Raw genomic sequence first — 18024 nt, 5'->3', positions numbered from 1 at the left:
TCCACAAAAGGAAAATAACCATGCCAGGCATGATAAAAACTCATGGTATAGCCTCATGAGTCGTCGCTTACCCGCGCTCTATGCCCTGCGTGCCTTCGAGGCGGCCGCACGGCATGCCTCCTTTACCCGCGCGGCCGAGGAACTGGCCATCACCCAGAGCGCGGTGAGCCGGCACATCCGCACCCTCGAGGAGCACTTTGCCTGCCGTCTGTTCGAGCGACGTGGGCGCAGTCTGCTGCTGACCGAGCCGGCCAAGGCCTTGCTGCCCGGCCTGCGTGAGGGCTTCGATGCCCTGGAGCGCGCCTGCGCCAGTCTGCGCCTGGATGATGCCGTGCTACGCCTGAAGGCGCCCTCGACCCTGACCGTGCGCTGGCTGCTGGCGCGGCTGTCGCAGTTCCGTCAGGCCCACCCGGAAGACGAGGTGCAACTGACCAGTGCCTGGATGGACGTGGACAAGGTGGATTTCCGCCACGAGCCCTTCGACTGCGCCGTGCTGCTCTCCGACGGCCAGTTCCCCGACGAATGGGAGAGTGCGCTGCTGTTCGAGGAATGGCTGATCCCAGTGTGCGCGGCACAGGAAACGCAGGCCGGTGTCTGGTCGCTCGAGCGGTTGCAGGCCGCCGAACAGTTGCACCCCACCCCGGATCGGCGTGACTGGCGGCGCTGGCTGCAGGTCACCGGGCTGAGCGCCGAGGTGCCGCTCAAGACCGGGCAGGTCTTCGACATGCTCGAACTGGGCATCATGGCGGCGGGGCGCGGCTACGGGGTATCCATCGGCGATCTGCTGATGATCGCCGAGGACGTCGAGGCCGGGCGCCTCGGGCTGCCCTGGCGCACGGCCGTGAGCAGTGGCGAGGGCTACTACCTGGTCTGGCCGCGTGCTCATCGGGCACGCACGCGTTTGCAGCGGTTATGCCGTTTCCTGCAGGCGCAGGTCGCCGCCATGCGTCTGCCCGAGGTACAGCGGGCAGACTCTTGAGCGGCTGCAGGGCAGGAAAATAGATAACTGGTTCTAGGTGCTGGCAATTTGCAATTGACCTACTGATACAGTGGGTTAAGCTGCTGAGCTACTACTAAAGTAGTAGAGATACGATCTCTTTTCCCGCCCCTCTGACCTGCTGTAAGCATCGAGGCCCTCATGCAAGCTCCACGGTCCCGCATCGCCCTGCAACTCGCCGCCACCCTGGCGTTGGTGCTGGTCATACTGATCGGCGTCAGTACCCTGTTCGCCCTGCGCTCGCTCAACGAGGCCAACCTGGTGACTCGCGAGAGACATCTGGGCAGTGAGGCCGCCCTGCTGGCCGATCAGCTCGAAACCTTCCACGGCAGTCTGCGTGATAGCACCCAGCGCCTCGCGGGGTTGTTCGAGCAGCGCTTCAGCAACGGGCTGCAACTGCGCGCCGACGAGCGGGTCGGCGTCGGCAGTCTGCAGACGCCCGCGCTCTACCTCAACGGCGTGAGACTAAACAACGAATTCTCCGAGGTCGATGACTTCACCCGCATGACAGCCGGTGTGGCCACTGTGTTTGTGCGCGATGGCAACGAGTTCATCCGCATTACCACCTCGCTGACCAAGGAGGATGGTACCCGGGCCCTGGGCACCATTCTCGATCACCAGCACCCGGCCTATCAGCGCCTGCTGGCTGGCCAGAGCTATGTGGGGCGTGCCGCGCTGTTCGGGCGCAATTACATGACCCAGTACACGCCGGTGCGCGATGGCAGCGGGCAGGTGATCGCCGTGCTCTTCGTTGGCTTCGACTACACCGACGCGCAGAAACTGCAGTTCAACAAGCTGGGCGAGTTCCGCATCGGTAGCAGCGGCTCTTTGGCGCTGCTCGACGAACAGGGCCAGTGGCTGGTCAAACCGGCTGGCAGCCATGCCCTGGAGCCCTTGCCTGCCGACCTCGGCGGGCTGATCGAGCATCCGGGTGAAGGCGGCTTCTGGAGCGATGGCACACAGGAGTTCTACAGCGTCGCCCGGCCTTTCGCCGGTGGCCCCTGGACGGTGCTGGCGAGCATGCCGCGCGAGGAAATCCAGGCGGTAACCTGGAGCGTCGGCACGCGGCTGGCCATCGGCAGCGCCATCACCCTGTTGCTGGCGGTTGCGGCGGTGGTCTGGCTGCTGCGCCGCAAGCTGCGGCCATTGGGCGACCTGGTGCAGCAGGCTCATGCGCTGGGGGCGGGCGATCTGAGCGCGCGCCTGGCGCTGTCCAGCGATGACGAGATCGGCCTGCTGGCGCACAGCTTCAACCAGATGGGTGAAGCCCTGTCGACCATGGTGGCGCGCATCCGTCATGCCTCGCAGGATGTCAGTGCTCGCGCGCAAACGTTGTCGTCCCTGTCCAGCGAGGCCTACACCGGGATTGATCAGCAATCCGGCGAGATCAGCAGCATGGCCGGCGCGGTCGAAGAATTCAGTGCCACCTCGCAGAATATCGCCGACAACATGCGCGACACCGAGCGCCTGGCCAGCGAAAACGCCCAGCAGACCCGCAGCGGTCGTGCCTCCATGGATCAGGCCTCCGAAGCGCTGGTGCAGATTGCCGAAGCCCTGAATGAAACCTCGCGGGTGATCGATGGCCTGGGCCAGCGTTCCCAGGAGATCGGCGGCATCGTCAGCGTGATTACCGCGATTGCCGACCAGACCAACCTGCTGGCACTCAATGCCGCCATCGAGGCCGCACGGGCCGGCGAACAAGGCCGTGGTTTCGCCGTGGTCGCCGACGAGGTGCGCAACCTGGCCGGCCGCACCCGCGAAGCGACCAACGAGATCTCGGCGATGATCGGCAGCATCCAGAGCGAGACCAACAGCGCCATCGCCACCATGGAGCAGGGCCGGCAACTGATGCAGGACGGCCTCGAGCGCAACTCCACGGTGGCCGCCGCGTTGGCGCAGATCACCGAGCGCAGCAGCGCCGCCGGCGAACAGTTCGCCGTGATCACCACGGCCACTCAGGAGCAGAGCCGCACTGCCACCGTGCTCAGCGGCAACCTGCAGAACATCGCCCACGCCAACGGCGAACAGCGCGAAGTGGTGGCCAATCTGGCGCAGACCGCCAGCGCCCTGGATCAGGTGGCGGCGCAGCTACGGCAGGAAGTCGAGCGCTTCCACTGAGCCGTTCAGCTCTGGCTGGGGCGGTACTGCAACGCCTCGGCCAGATGCTGGCGGGCGATGGATTCGGCGCCTTCCAGGTCGGCCAGGGTGCGTGCCACCTTGAGCACTCTATGGGCGGCGCGTAGCGACAGCCCCAGGCGTTCGCAGGCGTTTTCCAGCCACTGGCGGTCGATGTCCGGTAGGTGGCAGTGTTGGCGCAGGCCGGGCAGGTCGAGAAAGGCGTTGGCCACGCCCTGGCGCTGTAGCTGGCGCTGGCGCGCGGCGGCCACCTTGGCGGCGGCCTGTGCGGTGTTTTCACCCTCCTGACTGCTGACCTGCAGCGCCGTGCTCTCACGGGCCACGGTCAGGTGCAGGTCGATACGGTCGAGCAGCGGCCCGGACAGCTTGGCGCGGTAGCGCTGGATCTGATCCGGGGTGCATCGGCAGCGATTGCTGGGGTCGCCCAGATAGCCGCAGGGGCAGGGGTTCATCGCCGCGACGAGCTGGAAGCGCGCGGGAAACCTGACTCGATCCCGGGCGCGGGCAATCACGATATGGCCGCTTTCCAGTGGCTCACGCAAGACTTCCAGTACCTTGCGATCGAACTCCGGCAGCTCATCGAGAAACAGGATGCCCAGGTGCGCCAGGGTTATCTCGCCGGGTTGCGGGCGGCTGCCGCCACCGACCAGCGCCGGCCCCGACGCACTATGGTGGGGCGTGCGAAACGGCCGTTGCGGCCAGTGCTGCAGCGGCGCATGGCTGGCCACGGAATGGATCGCCGCCACCTGCAAGGCTTCGTCCTCTTCCAATGGCGGCAACAGGCCCGGCAGGCGGCTGGCCAGCAGGGTCTTGCCGGTGCCTGGTGGGCCGCTTAGCAAGAGGTTGTGCGAACCCGCGGCTGCCACCAGCAGGGCGCGCTTGGCGGCCAGTTGGCCTTGCACTTCGGCCAGGTCGGGGTAGGGCAGGCTCTGCCTGAGCAGGCCCTTGGCCTGGTAGGGCTCTAGTGGCTGACTGCCGTTGAGGTGGCCGGCCACCTGCAGCAGATGATCGACGGCGATGACCTTCAGGCCGGAGGCCAGGCTGGCTTCTTCGGCATTGGCCTGGGGCACCAGCAAGGTGCGCCCGGCCGCGCGTGCCGCCAAGGCGGCTGGCAGCACGCCCTGCACCGGGCGTATGGCGCCGGAAAGCGCCAGTTCACCCAGGCACTCGTACTCATTCAGCGTATCGGCGGGGATCTGGCCGCTGGCGGCAAGAATACCCAGGGCGATGGCGAGGTCGAAACGCCCACCATCCTTGGGCAGATCAGCCGGTGCCAGGTTGAGTGTGATGCGGCGATTGGGAAAATCGAAGGCGCTATTGAGAATGGCGCTGCGCACGCGATCCTTGCTTTCCTTCACCGCCGTTTCCGGCAGCCCCACCAGTGTCAGTGCCGGCAGACCGTTGGCCAGGTGGGCTTCGACGGTGACGGCCGGTGCTTCGACACCGACCTGGGCACGGCTGTGGACGATGGCCAGGGACATGATCGCTCCTTGATCAGCCCGCCGGGCTTATTCGGCGGGTGGGTTCAGCTTGGCTTCCAGCTCGACGACCTTGGCCTCCAGCGCCTCCAGGCGGGCGCGGGTACGGGCCAGGACGACCATCTGGATCACAGGTTGCGGACGACTGCTGCTGTGGACTGAGAATAGCTAAGCGGTTGCAGGCGCTGAGTGCAACACGTTTATTGAATTGACGTAGGCGCATCATGCGTTTCATTAATCGCGCCCAGATGCGCGAAACCGTATTTGAACACATCGAGATCGATTACAACCGTCAGCGGCGTCACAGCGCGCTGAGGCACATCAGCCCGGAGACCTTTGAGATCCGAATGAGTGCTTAAACCCGTGTTCGTAGCTGCTGGGTAAGATCAGAGTTCTTCTCAAACCAAGCCCTTAGAAAGGACTTGGTTGATCAGGCAAACAGGTCTAAAGAGGCTGCATATGCGGAGAGAGACACTGATAGCGCCTATCACACGCGAGCGGCAGACACCTCCAGCTCCGCAACAAACTCAGAACGATGGACTGGGTACAAAGAAAGGCCCTAGCGCGGGCATTCAATCGAGGCTGTTGCTTCTATACCGCTTCTGAAGAGGCGGCCTACTCTGGGAGGGGACAGGGTAGGCCTCAGGACTTAAGCTGCTCTCGGCGGAGGGGGTGGCGGCGGGGTAGTTGGAGCAGGAGGTGGCGGTGTATGTGCGGGCGGTGGGTTAGGTGCAGGCGGGAGTGGAGACACCTTCTGCATCATATCCTCTACCACTTTTTCTTCTATTGTCTGGTAGGGATCTAGGGAAAGTCTGAAGAAGACTTCCCGTTTCTGGTGAAATAGGCCAATCCCGTTGCCCGAGTTTCTCAATGAAGCAAATGACCTTCGCTGACGCCGAATACGCCGGTAAACGTAAGCAGACCCGCAAGGAGCTGTTCCTGATCGAGATGGATCAGGTTGTGCCCTGGAAGGGGCTGGTAGCGCTGATCGAGCCACACTATCCCAAAGGTGAAGGCGGTCGGCCAGCCTACCCGTTGATGGCCATGCTGCGGGTACACCTGATGCAAAACTGGTTCGGCTACAGCGATCCAGCCATGGAGGAGGCGCTGTATGAAACGACCATCCTGCGCCAATTCGCAAGCTTGAGCCTAGAGCGTATACCGGACGAAACGACCATCCTCAATTTCCGTCGACTGCTGGAGAAGCATGACCTGGCTGCCGGCATTCTCAGTGTCATCAATGGCTACCTGGGCGACCGAGGCCTGTCCTTGCGCCAGGGCACCATCGTTGATGCCACGCTGATCCATGCGCCCAGTTCGACCAAGAACAGGAAGGCAAACGCGACCCCGAAATGCACCAGACCAAGAAAGGCAACCAGTACTACTTCGGTGCCAAGGCGCATATTGGGGTCGATGTGGAGTCGGGGTTGGTGCACCACGTCCATGTCACAGCCGCCAATGTTGCGGACGTTACCCAGGTGGACAAGCTGCTGCATGGCGAAGAGAACATGGTGGCGGCTGACGCTGGTTATACGGGCGTCGAGAAGCGCGAGGAGCATAAGGGGCGCCAGGTAATCTGGCAGATCGCGGCTCGGCGCATCACGTACGAAAAGCACGGCAAGAAAAGCGCACTGTACAAGGCATACCGCCGCCTCGAGAAAGCTAAGGCGCAGACACGCTCGAAGGTCGAGCACCCGTTCCGGGTGATCAAGCGCCAGTTTGGTTACACCAAGGTGCGGTTTCGTGGCTTGGTGAAGAACACGGTACAGATGGTGACGTTATTTGCTCTGTCGAATCTGTGGATGGCACGCCGATATTTGTTGGGGGGCGCAGGAGAGGTGCGTCTGTAATGTGGGAAATAGCCTCCGCAGGCAGCTTGCGGAGGTCAGAAATGGAGAAATAAGCGGGCAATCTGAGCGTTTTTTGATCAGATGGCCCTCTTTCAAAATCGGTAGCGACCGAAGCAGGTCTGAAATGTCGGTCTATTTCAGACCATCCCTAGGTACTCAACACCGATGTGTTTTGCATCAGTCTTTATTAGGTCGATAGCCAGCCCTTCGCGATCCTTCCGATCACCACGCGCAACAAAGAAAGAGGCGTACTTACTGGGTGATACTCCAGAAAATGTCTCAAACAATGTTTTATTAGAAACGTTTTCATCGGTAGAAATAGCATCTTCGTGAAGATCTAAGGCAAGACTTTTTTCATAGGGCTCGATATAGACAACTCGTTTAATTCCCGCTGCAATGATATGCCTTGCACAATTGTGACATGGGAACGTTGTGGTATAGAGAACGCAAGAGTCTGTAGAGTTACCCTGTGAACGAGCCAGTCCAAGAATAGCCTCCATTTCAGCATGGATCGCGCGAGAGAACTCTATAATGGAACCTGCTCTAGTTTCTTTTTGAATTAGCCTAGATAATTTATCCCTGATCTCGGGAGGCACTTCGACTTCAGAGCTTACAATGTTCACGATATCCGATATCAATCTATTTTTATGGATATCGTTGTAGCACTTTCCACCATGATAAATACAGCGTTGATCGTTTGTGGAGTCCGAGGTATACAGTCCACCACCGAATTTTGGTACGTCATTCCAGCCTAAAGATATGACGCTTCCTTCCTTGTTGGCTATAGCCGCACCTACCTGCCGACTTAAACAAGCTGATTTCAGAGATGCCGAGTAAGCGGCATACATGCCAGATTCATCTCTGGTAGGGGTGACGCCATTTTTACCATGAACTAGAGCCACAAAGCGCTGGCAGGGATTGAAAAGGTTAGAGATGTTGTCTTGATTATTCCTTATAAAATAATCGGCAAGCTGAACAGTTTTTTCCAGTTTCTGCCCATGAGTGGCATGACTTTCGTTCCTGTCACGCTCAATCAGAAATTGCGCGTCATGCCCGGAAATACGTTCTGTTCTGGTTAGGTGGTTGAAGCGAACATTTTGGGGGCTGAGAACGCCAACTAGATAGAAAATATTTCCATAAACAAGTTTAAATAGCTCAACTTCCTCGGGGTGCTTAAGTTGATCTATAAGATAGACTGTTTTGGGTGGTTTTTTTGTATTGCTTTTCTGTTGGTAAATATGGCGATTAGCTGCTACCTTGGCCATAGCTAAAGCGGCCAAAATCTTAGCGTCGAATTTTTTGCGTAGAGCATTGCCCAGATCTTGAAGCGCGGTATATCGCTCTGTTCCGGTTAAGGAATCTAGAGACAAAGAAGCGTGTTCGGTGGGAAGGCCATGTTCTTTAAAATGGCTTTTGATGATATCACTGATTTTTATATGCTCAGTGGTATATCCGTATTCTTCAAACTGAGAACGAATTGTCCTTACTACGTCTGTAAGGTTGCATCCGACTGGTCCGCAAAAAGCAATGATTATTTCATCACTCCTTCGGCCATCCACGCGTTCTAGAATGCCCTTTTTACTACCGAAGTCTTCATTGGAAGATGTTCTTTCCTTTACGGCTGCTGTAGACACTCTTCGCGCCCCTCCCTCTGGCGCGAGCCAAAGCTAACGCGTTACCAGTCTACTTTTTGTGCTCGCGCAATAATATTGTTAATAGCTTTTTTATATTCTTCATCCGCTTTCTTCTCCTTGAATGCGGAAAAGCCGACCACATTAGAGTTCTGGTTAACTCCCTGATTTACTGATTTATCATTTTGATAAATAGTATTCTTATCAGAACTCTTCATTTTCTTCCCCTTTGCTCCCTTTACGCACCGGAGGTTGGACTCTAAAAAATCGAGGCATTCTACAGCTACTAACCATAAAATCAACGCCTTGACAAGGGCTAGGTTAGCCTGAATTCCGCGCGAAGCAAGCGGTGTCCTTAGGTTTGTCCGCTATAGATATGGATCTTCTTGTTTTTTAAATCGCTTGTTAAGCGCCGTTTCCGGCAGGCCCACCAGAGTCAGGGCCGGCAGGCCGTTGGCCAGATGGGCTTCGATGGTGACGGCCGGTGCTTCGACACCGACCTGGGCACGGCTGTGGACGATGGCCAGGGACATGATCGCTCCTTGATCAGCATGCCCCGCCGGATCAGTCGGCGGGTGGGTTCAGCTTGGCTTCCAGCTCGACGACCTTGGCCTCCAGCGCCTCCAGGCGGGCGCGGGTACGGGCCAGAACGACCATCTGGCTGTCGAATTCCTCACGGCTGACCAGATCCAGCTTGGCGAAGCCGCTTTGCAGCAAGGCCTTGAACTGGGCTTCCAACTCGGCGCGTGGCAGCGGGCTGTCGCCGCTGAACAGGCGTGAGGCGTGGCTACTGAGGGTGTCGAGCAGAGCTTTGGGCGGCAGCATGGTTGTGTTCCAGATCCAGTTGCGCGGCAGTGTAGCACGCATGCTTTTTCTGGCTTGCTGCGATCCTTTGCACGATTTTCGGGCGATATGGCGCTCCTGAATGCCTTATTTTGGTGCGGGCGTTGTGGGGATGCCCCTGGCCAGTATCCCGCCCTCTGGGCTAACTGCCTGAAACAAAGGGCCTTTCAGCGAGCTGGCAAGCTTTCTGCTTAACCCCTCGTGACGCATGCACCGATGCAGTTCCGGGGCGTCAGGCGAAGCGCAGGAGTGCTCCGTCGGAAGCGGTTGGTGGGTATCGGCCAGACCAGGTTGGGCGGTCGGTGCATTACAAAAGCCGGACACTGCGCTTAGACTTGCGACGGGCCGAAAATTCCTGGGGCAAGTCCACCTTACACGGGAGAGAGTTTCATGAAGCTAGTCACTGCCATCATCAAGCCGTTCAAGCTGGACGACGTGCGCGAGTCCTTGTCGGAAATCGGCGTGCAGGGCATCACCGTCACCGAGGTCAAGGGCTTTGGCCGTCAGAAGGGCCACACCGAGCTGTACCGTGGCGCCGAATACGTCGTCGACTTCCTGCCCAAGGTCAAGATCGACGTGGCCATCGCCGACGATCAGCTCGATCGTGTGATCGAAGCCATCACCAAGGCGGCCAACACCGGCAAGATCGGTGACGGCAAGATTTTCGTGGTCAATCTGGAGCAGGCGATTCGTATCCGTACCGGCGAAACCGATACCGACGCGATCTAAGCCCAATCGTCGGCCCACCCCCAGAATCGTCCCAGGAGTTAAATCATGACTCTGCGAAAAATCGCAGGGCTTGGAGCCCTTTTGTCCCTGTTTTCCCCGGGCTTGGCCATGGCCGCGGAAACCACGCTGAATTCCGGTGACACGGCTTGGATGCTGACCGCCACCGCGTTGGTTCTGTTCATGACCATCCCGGGCCTGGCCCTGTTCTACGCCGGTATGGTGCGCTCGAAGAACGTGCTGTCGGTGATGATGCAGTGCTTCGCCATCACAGGTCTGATCAGCATTCTCTGGGTGGTCTACGGCTACAGCCTGGCGTTCGATACCACGGGCATGGAGAAGGGCGTCACCAACCTCCATTCCTTCATCGGTGGCCTGGACAAGGCCTTCCTCAGCGGCCTGACCGTCGACAGTCTGGTCAGCGCCTTCCCGGAGAGCGTGTTCATCACCTTCCAGATGACCTTCGCCATCATCACCCCGGCGCTCATCGTCGGCGCCTTCGCTGAGCGCATGAAGTTCTCCGCGATGCTGGTGTTCATGGGCGTCTGGTTCACCTTGGTGTATGCCCCCATCTGCCACATGGTCTGGTCTGGTGACGGCGCCTTCCTGTGGGATGAGGGTGTGCTGGACTTCGCCGGTGGCACCGTGGTGCACATCAACGCCGGTATCGCCGGCCTGGTGGCCTGCCTGGTGCTGGGTAAGCGCAAGGGCTTCCCGACCACGCCGATGGCGCCGCACAACCTGGGTTACACCCTGGTCGGCGCAGCGATGCTGTGGGTTGGTTGGTTCGGCTTCAACGCTGGCTCCGCGGTTGCCGCCAACGGCACTGCCGGCATGGCCATGCTGGTGACCCAGATCGCCACCGCCGCTGCAGCGCTGGGCTGGATGTTCGCCGAGTGGCTGACCCACGGTAAGCCGAGCGCCCTGGGCATCGCTTCCGGTGTGGTAGCCGGTCTGGTCGCCATCACCCCGGCAGCCGGTACCGCAGGCCCCATGGGCGCCCTGGCCATCGGCCTGGCTGCAGGTGTGATCTGCTTCCTCTGCGCCACCAGCCTCAAGCGCAAGCTGGGCTATGACGACTCGCTGGACGCCTTCGGCGTACATGGTGTCGGCGGTATCGTCGGCGCCATCCTCACCGGCGTGTTCGCTGCGCCTGCGCTGGGTGGCTTCGGCACCGTCGAGGACATCGGCGCGCAAGTCTGGACGCAGTTCGTCGGCGTGCTGGTCACTGTGGTCTACACCGCCATCGTCACCTTCGTCATCCTCAAGCTGATCGATGTGGTGATGGGGCTGCGCGTCAGCGAAGAGGACGAGAACGTCGGCCTCGACCTGGCCCAGCACAACGAGCGTGGTTACATCCTGTAAGAACCAGGTGGCCTGACGGAGTCCGACAGGCCTACACATGGAGCGCGCCCGGCGCCAACCCGGGCGTCTTCTACCGAAGAGCGCACCAATAAGCGCACCGGCAAGAGGTGAACAATGGACAACACAGCATTGACTGCATTGCAGTATGGTTTCGATACCTTTTACTTTCTGATCTGTGGGGCTCTGGTGATGTGGATGGCGGCTGGTTTCGCCATGCTCGAATCCGGTTTGGTACGCGCCAAGAACACCACCGAGATCCTGACCAAGAACATCGCCCTCTACGCGGTGGCCAGCGTCATGTATCTGGTGATCGGTTACCACATCATGTACTCCAGCCCGGAAGGCGGCATCTTCCCCAGCCTGGGTTTCCTGATCGGTGACGAGAACACCGCAGAAGCCGTTCTGGCCGGTGGCGATGACGCCCCCTACTACTCGGCTCGTTCGGACTTCTTCTTCCAGGTGGTGTTCGCCGCGACCTGCATGTCGATCGTCTCAGGTGCTGTCGCCGAGCGCATGAAGCTGTGGGCCTTCCTGGCCTTCGCCGTGGTCATGACCGGCTTCATCTATCCGGTGCAGGGCTTCTGGAAATGGGGTTCGGGCTTCCTCAACGAAGCCGGCTTCCTCGACTTCGCCGGTTCCGGCGTGGTGCACATGGCGGGCGCCTCCGCCGCTCTGGCCGGTGTGTTGTTGCTGGGGGCGCGCAAGGGCAAGTACGGCGCCAACGGCCAGGTCAATGCCATTCCGGGTGCCAATCTGCCGCTGGCGACCCTGGGCGCCTTCATCCTGTGGATGGGCTGGTTCGGCTTCAACGGTGGCTCGCAGTTGAAAATGAGCACCATCGAAGACGCCAACGCCGTGGCTCAGGTGTTCACCAATACCAACATGGCTGCTGCCGGCGGCCTGATCGCCGCACTGATCGTGGCGCGCATCCTGTTCGGCAAGGCCGACCTGACCATGGCGCTCAACGGCGCGCTGGCCGGTCTGGTGGCCATCACCGCCGAGCCGCTGACCCCGAGCGCCCTGCAGGCCACCCTGATCGGTGGCGTCGGTGGCGTGCTGGTGGTGTTCTCCATCCTCGCTCTGGACAAGCTCAAGCTCGACGATCCGGTCGGTGCCATCTCCGTGCATGGCGTGGTCGGCATCTGGGGCCTGCTGGCGGTCTGCCTGACCAACGGCGATGCTTCCCTGGGCGCGCAACTGCTGGGTATCGGTTGCATCTTCGCCTGGGTATTCGTCGCCAGCCTGATCGTCTGGAGCATCATCAAGGCGGTGATGGGCCTGCGCGTCAGCGAAGAAGAGGAATACGAGGGTGTGGACATTGCCGAGTGTGGCATGGAAGCCTACCCGGAGTTCACCGGCAAGAAATAAGCGTCGGTGGAAAATACAAGGGCGCCTTTCGGCGCCCTTTGTTTTTTCTGGCAGCACGCTAGAATGCGCGCGCTAAAGCCTGGGAGAGTGCCATGTGGATGCAGCGTGTGATCGAACTGTCGCCGCGCAGTCGCGGCTTTCATCTGGTGAGCGAAGAGATCGTCAGAGGATTGCCTGAACTGACGCAGATACGCATGGGTCTGTTGCACCTGTGGCTGCAGCACACCTCGGCGTCCTTGACGGTCAACGAGAATGCCGACCCGGCTGTGCGTCGCGATTTCGAGCGGTTCTTCAACCGCTTGGTGCCGCAAGGGGAGGCGGGTTACGAACACGATTACGAAGGCCCGGACGATTTGCCGGCGCACTTCAAGGGCAGTCTGCTGGGGTTTCAATTGCTCCTGCCGATACAGGATGGACGCCTGGCGTTAGGCACCTGGCAAGGCATCTATCTCGGCGAGCACCGTGATCATGGCGGGGCTCGGCGAGTGATGGCGACGCTGCAGGGCGAGGCTATTTGAATTTTTTCCGGTCGTGCGGTGCACGCTGCATGACTGGTCTATAACTAACCTGCTTTTCGCAAGTCATGAGGTTGAACATGAGCGACGAAGACCTGGAACAAGATGATCTGGAAGCCTCCGACGAGGATGATGGTGAGGAGCTGGCGGCAGCCGATGACGGCGACGCCGGGGATGATGACGGCGAGAGTGAGGCCGTAGCGCCTGGCAAGAAAAGCAAGGCCAAGGCCGTCGAGGTCGACGAGATGCCTAGCATCGAGGCCAAGCAGAAGGAGCGCGATGCTCTGGCCAAGGCCATGGAAGAGTTTCTCGCCCGTGGCGGCAAGGTGCAGGAGGTGGAGCCCAATGTGGTCGCCGACCCACCCAAGAAGCCCGACAGCAAATACGGCAGCCGCCCCATCTGAGGACGGCTCGCTATAAGAAACCCGCCTGCGTGGCGGGTTTTTTGTGCTCGACCTGCCCATGCGCCTCACTCGTTCGGGGCGTGCGTGCTATCAACTCGTGCCGGCAACCATGTAGGAGCCCGCTGCGGGCGATTGGGGCGCGGCAGTCGGATCGCTCGCAAGCGGGCTCCTGCACAGGAGTAGGGTGCGCCGTGCGCACCGACTTCCCCTGTGTATCGGCAGTGGTGCGCGCAGCGCACCCTACGGGGTTAGCGCAGCCAGCTATCCAGCAGTCCCGGCAGTTCGGCCAGGCTGCTGATCTGTGCATCCGGCGTGCCATGGCCATCCCAGGTTAGCCCTTGCGGGTTGAACCAGATAGCGCGCATCCCGGCCGCCTGGGCACCGGCGATGTCGTCGCTGGGGTGGTCGCCGATATGCACGGCGCGCTCGGCCGCCACGCCGCCGGCGCGGCTGAGCGCTTCGCGGAAGGGTTTCGGGTCGGGCTTGCCGATACCCAGCTCTTCGGCGCACAGAGCGAACCGGAAATACTCGGACAGGCCCAGGCGGCGCACATCGGCATTGCCATTGGTGATCACCCCCAGCATGAAGCGTTCGGCCAGCGCCTCCAGAGTGGGGTGTACTTCGCTGAACAGTTCCACCTGATGGCGCGCATTGAGAAAGACCTGAAAACCGGCCTCGGCCAGGGTCTGCGCTTCGCCGTGTGGATAGCCGGCGTCTTCCAGTGCATGGAAGAGAATGCGTCGACGTAGCTCGCTCAAGCGGTGCTTGAGCAGCGGCTCGGCCTCGAGCAAACGGCTGCGTACGGCCCACAGGTGTTCGATGGGCACCGCCCCCAGACGCGGTGCGTGCAGGGCCAGCCAGTTGCGCAGGGCAGCTTCGGCGTCCTGCATGACCGGGGTGACGTCCCACAGGGTGTCGTCGAGGTCGAAGGTGATCAATTCGATGCTCATTCGCTACCGCCTTTGCGCTTGGCGCGTGGATGGGCCTGGTCATAGACCTTGGCCAGATGCTGAAAGTCGAGGTGGGTATAGATCTGTGTGGTGGCGATGTCGGCGTGGCCAAGCAGCTCCTGCACTGCACGCAGATCCTGGGAGGACTCCAGCATATGGCTGGCGAAGCTGTGGCGCAGCATGTGCGGGTGCAGGTGCTGGCCCAGTTCACGTACGCCAGCCTGGCGCACGCGCAGTTGCACCGCACGCGCGCCCAGGCGCCGACCTTGCTGGCTGATGAACACCGCGCCGTCGTTCGGATTGGCCAGTTTGCGCAGCGGCAGCCATTGCTCCAAGGCCTGGCGTGCCATCCTGCCGACCGGCAATTCGCGCACCTTGTTGCCCTTGCCGCGCACGCGCACCAGGCCGGCAGCCAGGTCGAGGCCATCGAGATCGAGCCCGACCAGCTCCGACAGGCGCAGGCCGGAGGAGTAGAAGAGTTCGAGCATGGCCTGATCGCGGCGGGCGATGAAGTCGTCCTCCACGGCGCCGTCGAGCAGTTGTGCGCTGCGGTCGGCATCCAGGGTGCGCGGCAGGCGGCGTTCACGTTTCGGCGGGCTCAGGCCGGTGGCCGGGTCGTGGCGGCACAGGCCTTCACGTAGCAAATATTGGTACAGGCCGCGGGTGGCCGAAAGCAGGCGCGCCAGGCTGCGGCTGGATAGGCCCTGCTGATGCAGGCGGGCGACCAGGCGGCGCAGGTTGCGTGTATCCAGTTCGCTCCAGTCGCCCAGCCCTTCGGCCTCGCAGAACGCCTGCACCTTGGCCAGGTCGCGGCGGTAGCCATCGAGGGTGTGCACCGACACCTGACGCTCACGGCGCAGGTGTTCGAGGTAGGCGTCGAGGGCAGCGGCAAGCTTCAAGCTTCAAGCTCCAAGTAAAAGCGTTCGGTCTGCCTGTTCTTGCAGCTTGAGGCTTGAAGCTTGTAGCTGCTTCTAACGTACCGAGCGCAGCGGTGTGGCGAAGCCCGGCAGTACGCGCGCCAGCACTTCGGCGATGTAGCCGAGGAACAGGGTGCCCAGCGAGCTCTTGTAGTGTTGCGGGTCGGCACTGCCAATGGCCAGCACGCCATGCAGGCCTTGGTGGTTGAGGCCGACCACGGCTGCCGAACCGACCTGCGCGGCTTCGTCCTTGCCGAACAGGAATTCCAGCTCGTGCGGGCGCAGCACGCCACAGACGGTCTTGCCGCCGCCGAGCAGGCCGCCGATCTGCTGATGGGCCTCGGCCGAGCTGACCGAGCGGCCGACCGGCAGCTTGTTGTCGCTGAACAGGATCAGGCCGACGAAGGGCACCTGAAATTCGTGGCGCAGGCTGTCCTCGACCACGCCGACCACTTCTTCCAGGCTACCGGCATCGAGCAGGTCGAGCACCAGGCGGCGGGTCTTGTCGAACAGGCGGTCGTTGTCGCGGGCCACATCCATCAACTGGCCGAGGCGGTGGCGCATTTCGATGTTGCGCTCGCGCAGCAGCTTGACCTGGCGTTCCACCAGCGACACGGCATTGCCGGGCTGGTGCGGAATGCGCAGTTCAGGGATCAGCTCTTCATGGTCGATGAAGAACTCCGGATGCAGGCGCAGATAGGCCGCGACCGTTTCCGAGTCGAGCGGTTTGGGCGAATCCTGCTGGTCGGTCATAGGCGAACCTGTCCTTCGTACACGCGGGCGGCTGGCCCGGTCATCATAACCGGCTGACCTTCGCCTGCCCATTCGATGGACAGTTTGCCGCCTGGCAGTTCCAGTTGCACGGGCGAATCCATCCAGCCCTGACGAATCGCCGCTACGGCCGCAGCGCAGGCGCCGGTGCCGCAGGCCTGGGTTTCCCCGGCGCCGCGCTCCCATACGCGCAGGCGCGCATGCTTGCGATCCAGCACCTGCAGGAAGCCGACGTTGACCCGCTGCGGGAAGCGCGGATGGTGTTCCAGCTTCGGCCCGAGCGCATGTACCGGGGCATCATCGACGTTGTCGACGCGCAACACCGCATGCGGGTTGCCCATCGACAGCGCGGCCAGCTCGACGCTCTGGCCGTCGACCTCGACGCGATAGCTGAGCGCGGCCTGTTCGGCCTGGAAGGGCACCTGTTCCGGCTGCAGGCGCGGTGCACCCATGTTGACGCAGACCTGGCCATCGTTCTGCACGCGCAGCTCGATGATGCCGCTCTTGGTCTCGACGCGAATGACTTTCTTGGTGGTCAGGCGCTTGTCCAGCACGAAGCGGGCGAAGCAGCGCGCGCCGTTGCCGCATTGCTCCACTTCCGAGCCGTCGGCGTTGAAGATGCGGTAGCGAAAGTCGACGTCCGGGTGGCTCGGTGGCTCGACGATCAACAACTGGTCGAAGCCGACGCCGGTGTGGCGGTCGCCCCACTGCTTGGCATGCTTGGGCTGCACGTGGGCATGCTGACTGATCAGGTCGAGAACCATGAAGTCATTGCCCAGGCCGTGCATCTTGGTAAAGCGCAATAGCATGGCTCTACCCTCAGCCTGGCAGCAGGCTTTCGCCGGCATAGAGCTCTTGAATTGTTTCGCGACGACGCACCTCGAAGGCCTGCTCGCCATCGACCAGCACCTCGGCGGCGCGGCCACGGGTGTTGTAGTTGGAGCTCATGACGAAGCCATAGGCACCGGCCGAGCGCACGGCCAACAGGTCGCCTTCTTCCAGCACCAACTGGCGATTCTTGGCCAGGAAGTCGCCTGTTTCGCAGATCGGCCCGACCAGGTCGTAGTTGCGCGCCTCGCCGTCACGTGGCTGCACTGGCGACACGTCCATCCATGCCTGATAAAGAGCGGGGCGGATCAGGTCGTTCATCGCCGCATCGACGATGGCGAAGTCCTTGTGCTCGGTGTGCTTGAGATACTCCACCTGGGTCAGCAACACGCCGGCGTTGGCCACGATGAAGCGCCCCGGCTCGAACACCAGCGACAGATCACGGCCGGCCAGACGCTTGCGCACGGCGGCGATGTAGTCGCCGGCCAGCGGTGGCTGCTCGTCGCGGTACTGCACGCCGAGGCCGCCGCCGAGATCCAGATGCTGGATGGCGATGCCACGCGCGGCCAGCTTGTCGACCAGCAGCAGCAGGCGATCCAGGGCATCGAGGAAGGGCTCGAGCGTGGTCAGTTGCGAACCGATGTGGCAATCGACGCCGATCACGTCCAGGTTCGGCAGCTCGGCGGCGCGGGCGTAGACTGCCTCGGCCTGCTCGATGTCGATGCCGAACTTGTTTTCCTTGAGGCCGGTGGAGATGTACGGGTGAGTGCCAGCGTCCACGTCCGGGTTGACCCGCAGCGACACAGGCGCCTTGACGCCCAGCTCAGCTGCGACTTTCTGCAGGCGCTCCAGCTCGACGCTGGACTCGACGTTGAAGCAGTGCACGCCGACTTCCAGGGCGCGGCGCATGTCATCGCGGCTCTTGCCGACGCCGGAGAAGACGATGCGGCTCGGCTCGCCGCCAGCGGCCAGGACGCGCTCCAGCTCGCCGCTGGAGACGATGTCGAAACCGGCACCGAGGCGCGCCAGCACGTTCAGCACGCCGATGTTGGAGTTGGCCTTGACCGCGAAGCAGACCAGGTGCGGCATGCCGGCCAGGGCATCGGCATAGGCCCGGTACTGCCCCTCGATATGGGCACGGGAATAGACGTAGGTGGGCGTGCCGAAGCGCTGGGCCAGCGCGGACAAGGCAACGCCTTCCGCGAACAGCTCACCGTCGCGGTAGTTGAAGGCTTCCATGGTGGG

At 61.6% G+C, this 18024-nt stretch carries 17 protein-coding genes and 2 pseudogenes; 9 read left to right on the top strand and 10 right to left on the bottom strand.

The annotated features are described in order from the left end of the window. Nucleotides 1-55 precede the first annotated feature (55 nt). The gene (locus PVE35_RS24170; RefSeq protein WP_277373230.1) at nt 56-979 is read left to right on the top strand and encodes a LysR substrate-binding domain-containing protein; all 924 of its coding nucleotides are present in this window, start codon (nt 56-58) and stop codon (nt 977-979) included. A 159-nt stretch (nt 980-1138) separates the two neighbouring features. After that, complete coding sequence (locus PVE35_RS24165) at nt 1139-3115, top strand: methyl-accepting chemotaxis protein (protein WP_277373229.1); 1977 nt, start codon at nt 1139-1141, stop codon at nt 3113-3115. 5 nt (nt 3116-3120) lie between these two features. Here PVE35_RS24165 and PVE35_RS24160 read toward each other — a convergent pair whose 3' ends face one another. Further along, nucleotides 3121-4614 carry a YifB family Mg chelatase-like AAA ATPase gene (locus PVE35_RS24160; protein ID WP_268179721.1) on the bottom strand — a complete coding sequence of 498 codons (1494 nt, stop codon included), beginning with the start codon at nt 4612-4614 and terminating at the stop codon, nt 3121-3123. A gap of 224 nt (nt 4615-4838) precedes the next feature. On the opposite strand from PVE35_RS24160, the pseudogene PVE35_RS24155 reads away from it, so the two are divergent. Continuing rightward, nucleotides 4839-4970, top strand: a pseudogene (locus tag PVE35_RS24155) (IS3 family transposase); the annotation flags it as partial. 511 nt (nt 4971-5481) lie between these two features. After that, nucleotides 5482-6461, top strand: a pseudogene (locus tag PVE35_RS24150) (IS5 family transposase). A 137-nt stretch (nt 6462-6598) separates the two neighbouring features. Here PVE35_RS24150 and PVE35_RS24145 read toward each other — a convergent pair. The 4 genes from PVE35_RS24145 to PVE35_RS24130 all read right to left on the bottom strand — a co-directional run bounded on the left by PVE35_RS24145 (nt 6599) and on the right by PVE35_RS24130 (nt 8917). Then, nucleotides 6599-8095 (bottom strand): anti-phage dCTP deaminase, encoded by a 1497-nt coding sequence (locus PVE35_RS24145; protein WP_277373228.1) that lies wholly within the window; start codon nt 8093-8095, stop codon nt 6599-6601. Between the two features lie 41 nt (nt 8096-8136). Then, complete coding sequence (locus PVE35_RS24140; protein WP_277373227.1) at nt 8137-8310, bottom strand: hypothetical protein; 174 nt, start codon at nt 8308-8310, stop codon at nt 8137-8139. A 150-nt stretch (nt 8311-8460) separates the two neighbouring features. Further along, complete coding sequence (locus tag PVE35_RS24135) at nt 8461-8625, bottom strand: hypothetical protein (protein ID WP_277374944.1); 165 nt, start codon at nt 8623-8625, stop codon at nt 8461-8463. Nucleotides 8626-8656: 31 nt separating this feature from the next. Then, a complete protein-coding gene (locus PVE35_RS24130; RefSeq protein ID WP_277373226.1) occupies nt 8657-8917 on the bottom strand; it encodes an accessory factor UbiK family protein in 261 nt (86 codons plus the stop codon). A gap of 408 nt (nt 8918-9325) precedes the next feature. On the opposite strand from PVE35_RS24130, the gene glnK reads away from it, so the two are divergent. From glnK to sutA, 5 genes are all read left to right on the top strand, one after another. Beyond that, nucleotides 9326-9664, top strand: a complete 339-nt coding sequence (glnK, locus tag PVE35_RS24125) for a P-II family nitrogen regulator (RefSeq protein WP_003096476.1) — start codon at nt 9326-9328, stop codon at nt 9662-9664. Nucleotides 9665-9709: 45 nt separating this feature from the next. Continuing rightward, entirely contained in the window at nt 9710-11026 is a 1317-nt protein-coding gene (locus PVE35_RS24120; RefSeq protein WP_268179719.1) for an ammonium transporter, read from the top strand. A gap of 114 nt (nt 11027-11140) precedes the next feature. Then, complete coding sequence (locus PVE35_RS24115; RefSeq protein WP_268179717.1) at nt 11141-12394, top strand: ammonium transporter; 1254 nt, start codon at nt 11141-11143, stop codon at nt 12392-12394. Between the two features lie 92 nt (nt 12395-12486). Further along, a complete protein-coding gene (locus PVE35_RS24110) occupies nt 12487-12912 on the top strand; it encodes a secondary thiamine-phosphate synthase enzyme YjbQ (protein WP_268179715.1) in 426 nt (141 codons plus the stop codon). Nucleotides 12913-12989: 77 nt separating this feature from the next. Beyond that, the gene (gene sutA, locus PVE35_RS24105) at nt 12990-13313 is read left to right on the top strand and encodes a transcriptional regulator SutA (protein ID WP_268179713.1); all 324 of its coding nucleotides are present in this window, start codon (nt 12990-12992) and stop codon (nt 13311-13313) included. A gap of 248 nt (nt 13314-13561) precedes the next feature. Here the strand turns inward: sutA and PVE35_RS24100 are convergent, their stop codons facing one another. The 5 genes from PVE35_RS24100 to lysA form a co-directional block, all read right to left on the bottom strand. After that, complete coding sequence (locus tag PVE35_RS24100) at nt 13562-14263, bottom strand: HAD-IA family hydrolase (protein ID WP_268180618.1); 702 nt, start codon at nt 14261-14263, stop codon at nt 13562-13564. After that, nucleotides 14260-15162, bottom strand: coding sequence for a tyrosine recombinase XerC (gene xerC / locus PVE35_RS24095; protein WP_277373225.1), 903 nt, complete (start codon nt 15160-15162; stop codon nt 14260-14262). The genes PVE35_RS24100 and xerC overlap by 4 nt, the downstream gene beginning before the upstream one ends. Before the next feature lie 72 nt (nt 15163-15234). After that, nucleotides 15235-15933, bottom strand: a complete 699-nt coding sequence (locus PVE35_RS24090; protein ID WP_268180620.1) for a DUF484 family protein — start codon at nt 15931-15933, stop codon at nt 15235-15237. Further along, complete coding sequence (dapF, locus tag PVE35_RS24085; RefSeq protein ID WP_268180621.1) at nt 15930-16760, bottom strand: diaminopimelate epimerase; 831 nt, start codon at nt 16758-16760, stop codon at nt 15930-15932. Before dapF ends, PVE35_RS24090 begins: the two co-directional genes overlap by 4 nt. Nucleotides 16761-16770: 10 nt before the next feature. After that, nucleotides 16771-18018 (bottom strand): diaminopimelate decarboxylase, encoded by a 1248-nt coding sequence (gene lysA / locus PVE35_RS24080; RefSeq protein ID WP_268180622.1) that lies wholly within the window; start codon nt 18016-18018, stop codon nt 16771-16773. Nucleotides 18019-18024: the final 6 nt, after the last annotated feature.

Origin of the sequence: Pseudomonas sp. AA-38 (assembly GCF_029457475.1) — a bacterium.
Lineage (GTDB): Bacteria > Pseudomonadota > Gammaproteobacteria > Pseudomonadales > Pseudomonadaceae > Aquipseudomonas.
The sequence above is the reverse complement of the archived record's forward strand: the minus strand, read 5'-3'. Positions and strand labels throughout refer to the sequence as shown.

What these genes read in the sequence shown, in the direction of transcription:
- PVE35_RS24135 (WP_277374944.1), bottom strand. Translation starts at nt 8,625, where the DNA reads ATGTCCCTGGCCATCGTCCACAGCCGTGCCCAGGTCGGTGTCGAAGCA.
- PVE35_RS24115 (WP_268179717.1), top strand. Translation starts at nt 11,141, where the DNA reads ATGGACAACACAGCATTGACTGCATTGCAGTATGGTTTCGATACCTTT.
- glnK (WP_003096476.1), top strand. Translation starts at nt 9,326, where the DNA reads ATGAAGCTAGTCACTGCCATCATCAAGCCGTTCAAGCTGGACGACGTG.
- dapF (WP_268180621.1), bottom strand. Translation starts at nt 16,760, where the DNA reads ATGCTATTGCGCTTTACCAAGATGCACGGCCTGGGCAATGACTTCATG.
- PVE35_RS24165 (WP_277373229.1), top strand. Translation starts at nt 1,139, where the DNA reads ATGCAAGCTCCACGGTCCCGCATCGCCCTGCAACTCGCCGCCACCCTG.
- PVE35_RS24130 (WP_277373226.1), bottom strand. Translation starts at nt 8,917, where the DNA reads ATGCTGCCGCCCAAAGCTCTGCTCGACACCCTCAGTAGCCACGCCTCA.
- PVE35_RS24100 (WP_268180618.1), bottom strand. Translation starts at nt 14,263, where the DNA reads ATGAGCATCGAATTGATCACCTTCGACCTCGACGACACCCTGTGGGAC.
- PVE35_RS24170 (WP_277373230.1), top strand. Translation starts at nt 56, where the DNA reads ATGAGTCGTCGCTTACCCGCGCTCTATGCCCTGCGTGCCTTCGAGGCG.
- PVE35_RS24160 (WP_268179721.1), bottom strand. Translation starts at nt 4,614, where the DNA reads ATGTCCCTGGCCATCGTCCACAGCCGTGCCCAGGTCGGTGTCGAAGCA.
- PVE35_RS24140 (WP_277373227.1), bottom strand. Translation starts at nt 8,310, where the DNA reads ATGAAGAGTTCTGATAAGAATACTATTTATCAAAATGATAAATCAGTA.
- lysA (WP_268180622.1), bottom strand. Translation starts at nt 18,018, where the DNA reads ATGGAAGCCTTCAACTACCGCGACGGTGAGCTGTTCGCGGAAGGCGTT.
- PVE35_RS24120 (WP_268179719.1), top strand. Translation starts at nt 9,710, where the DNA reads ATGACTCTGCGAAAAATCGCAGGGCTTGGAGCCCTTTTGTCCCTGTTT.
- sutA (WP_268179713.1), top strand. Translation starts at nt 12,990, where the DNA reads ATGAGCGACGAAGACCTGGAACAAGATGATCTGGAAGCCTCCGACGAG.
- PVE35_RS24110 (WP_268179715.1), top strand. Translation starts at nt 12,487, where the DNA reads ATGTGGATGCAGCGTGTGATCGAACTGTCGCCGCGCAGTCGCGGCTTT.
- PVE35_RS24090 (WP_268180620.1), bottom strand. Translation starts at nt 15,933, where the DNA reads ATGACCGACCAGCAGGATTCGCCCAAACCGCTCGACTCGGAAACGGTC.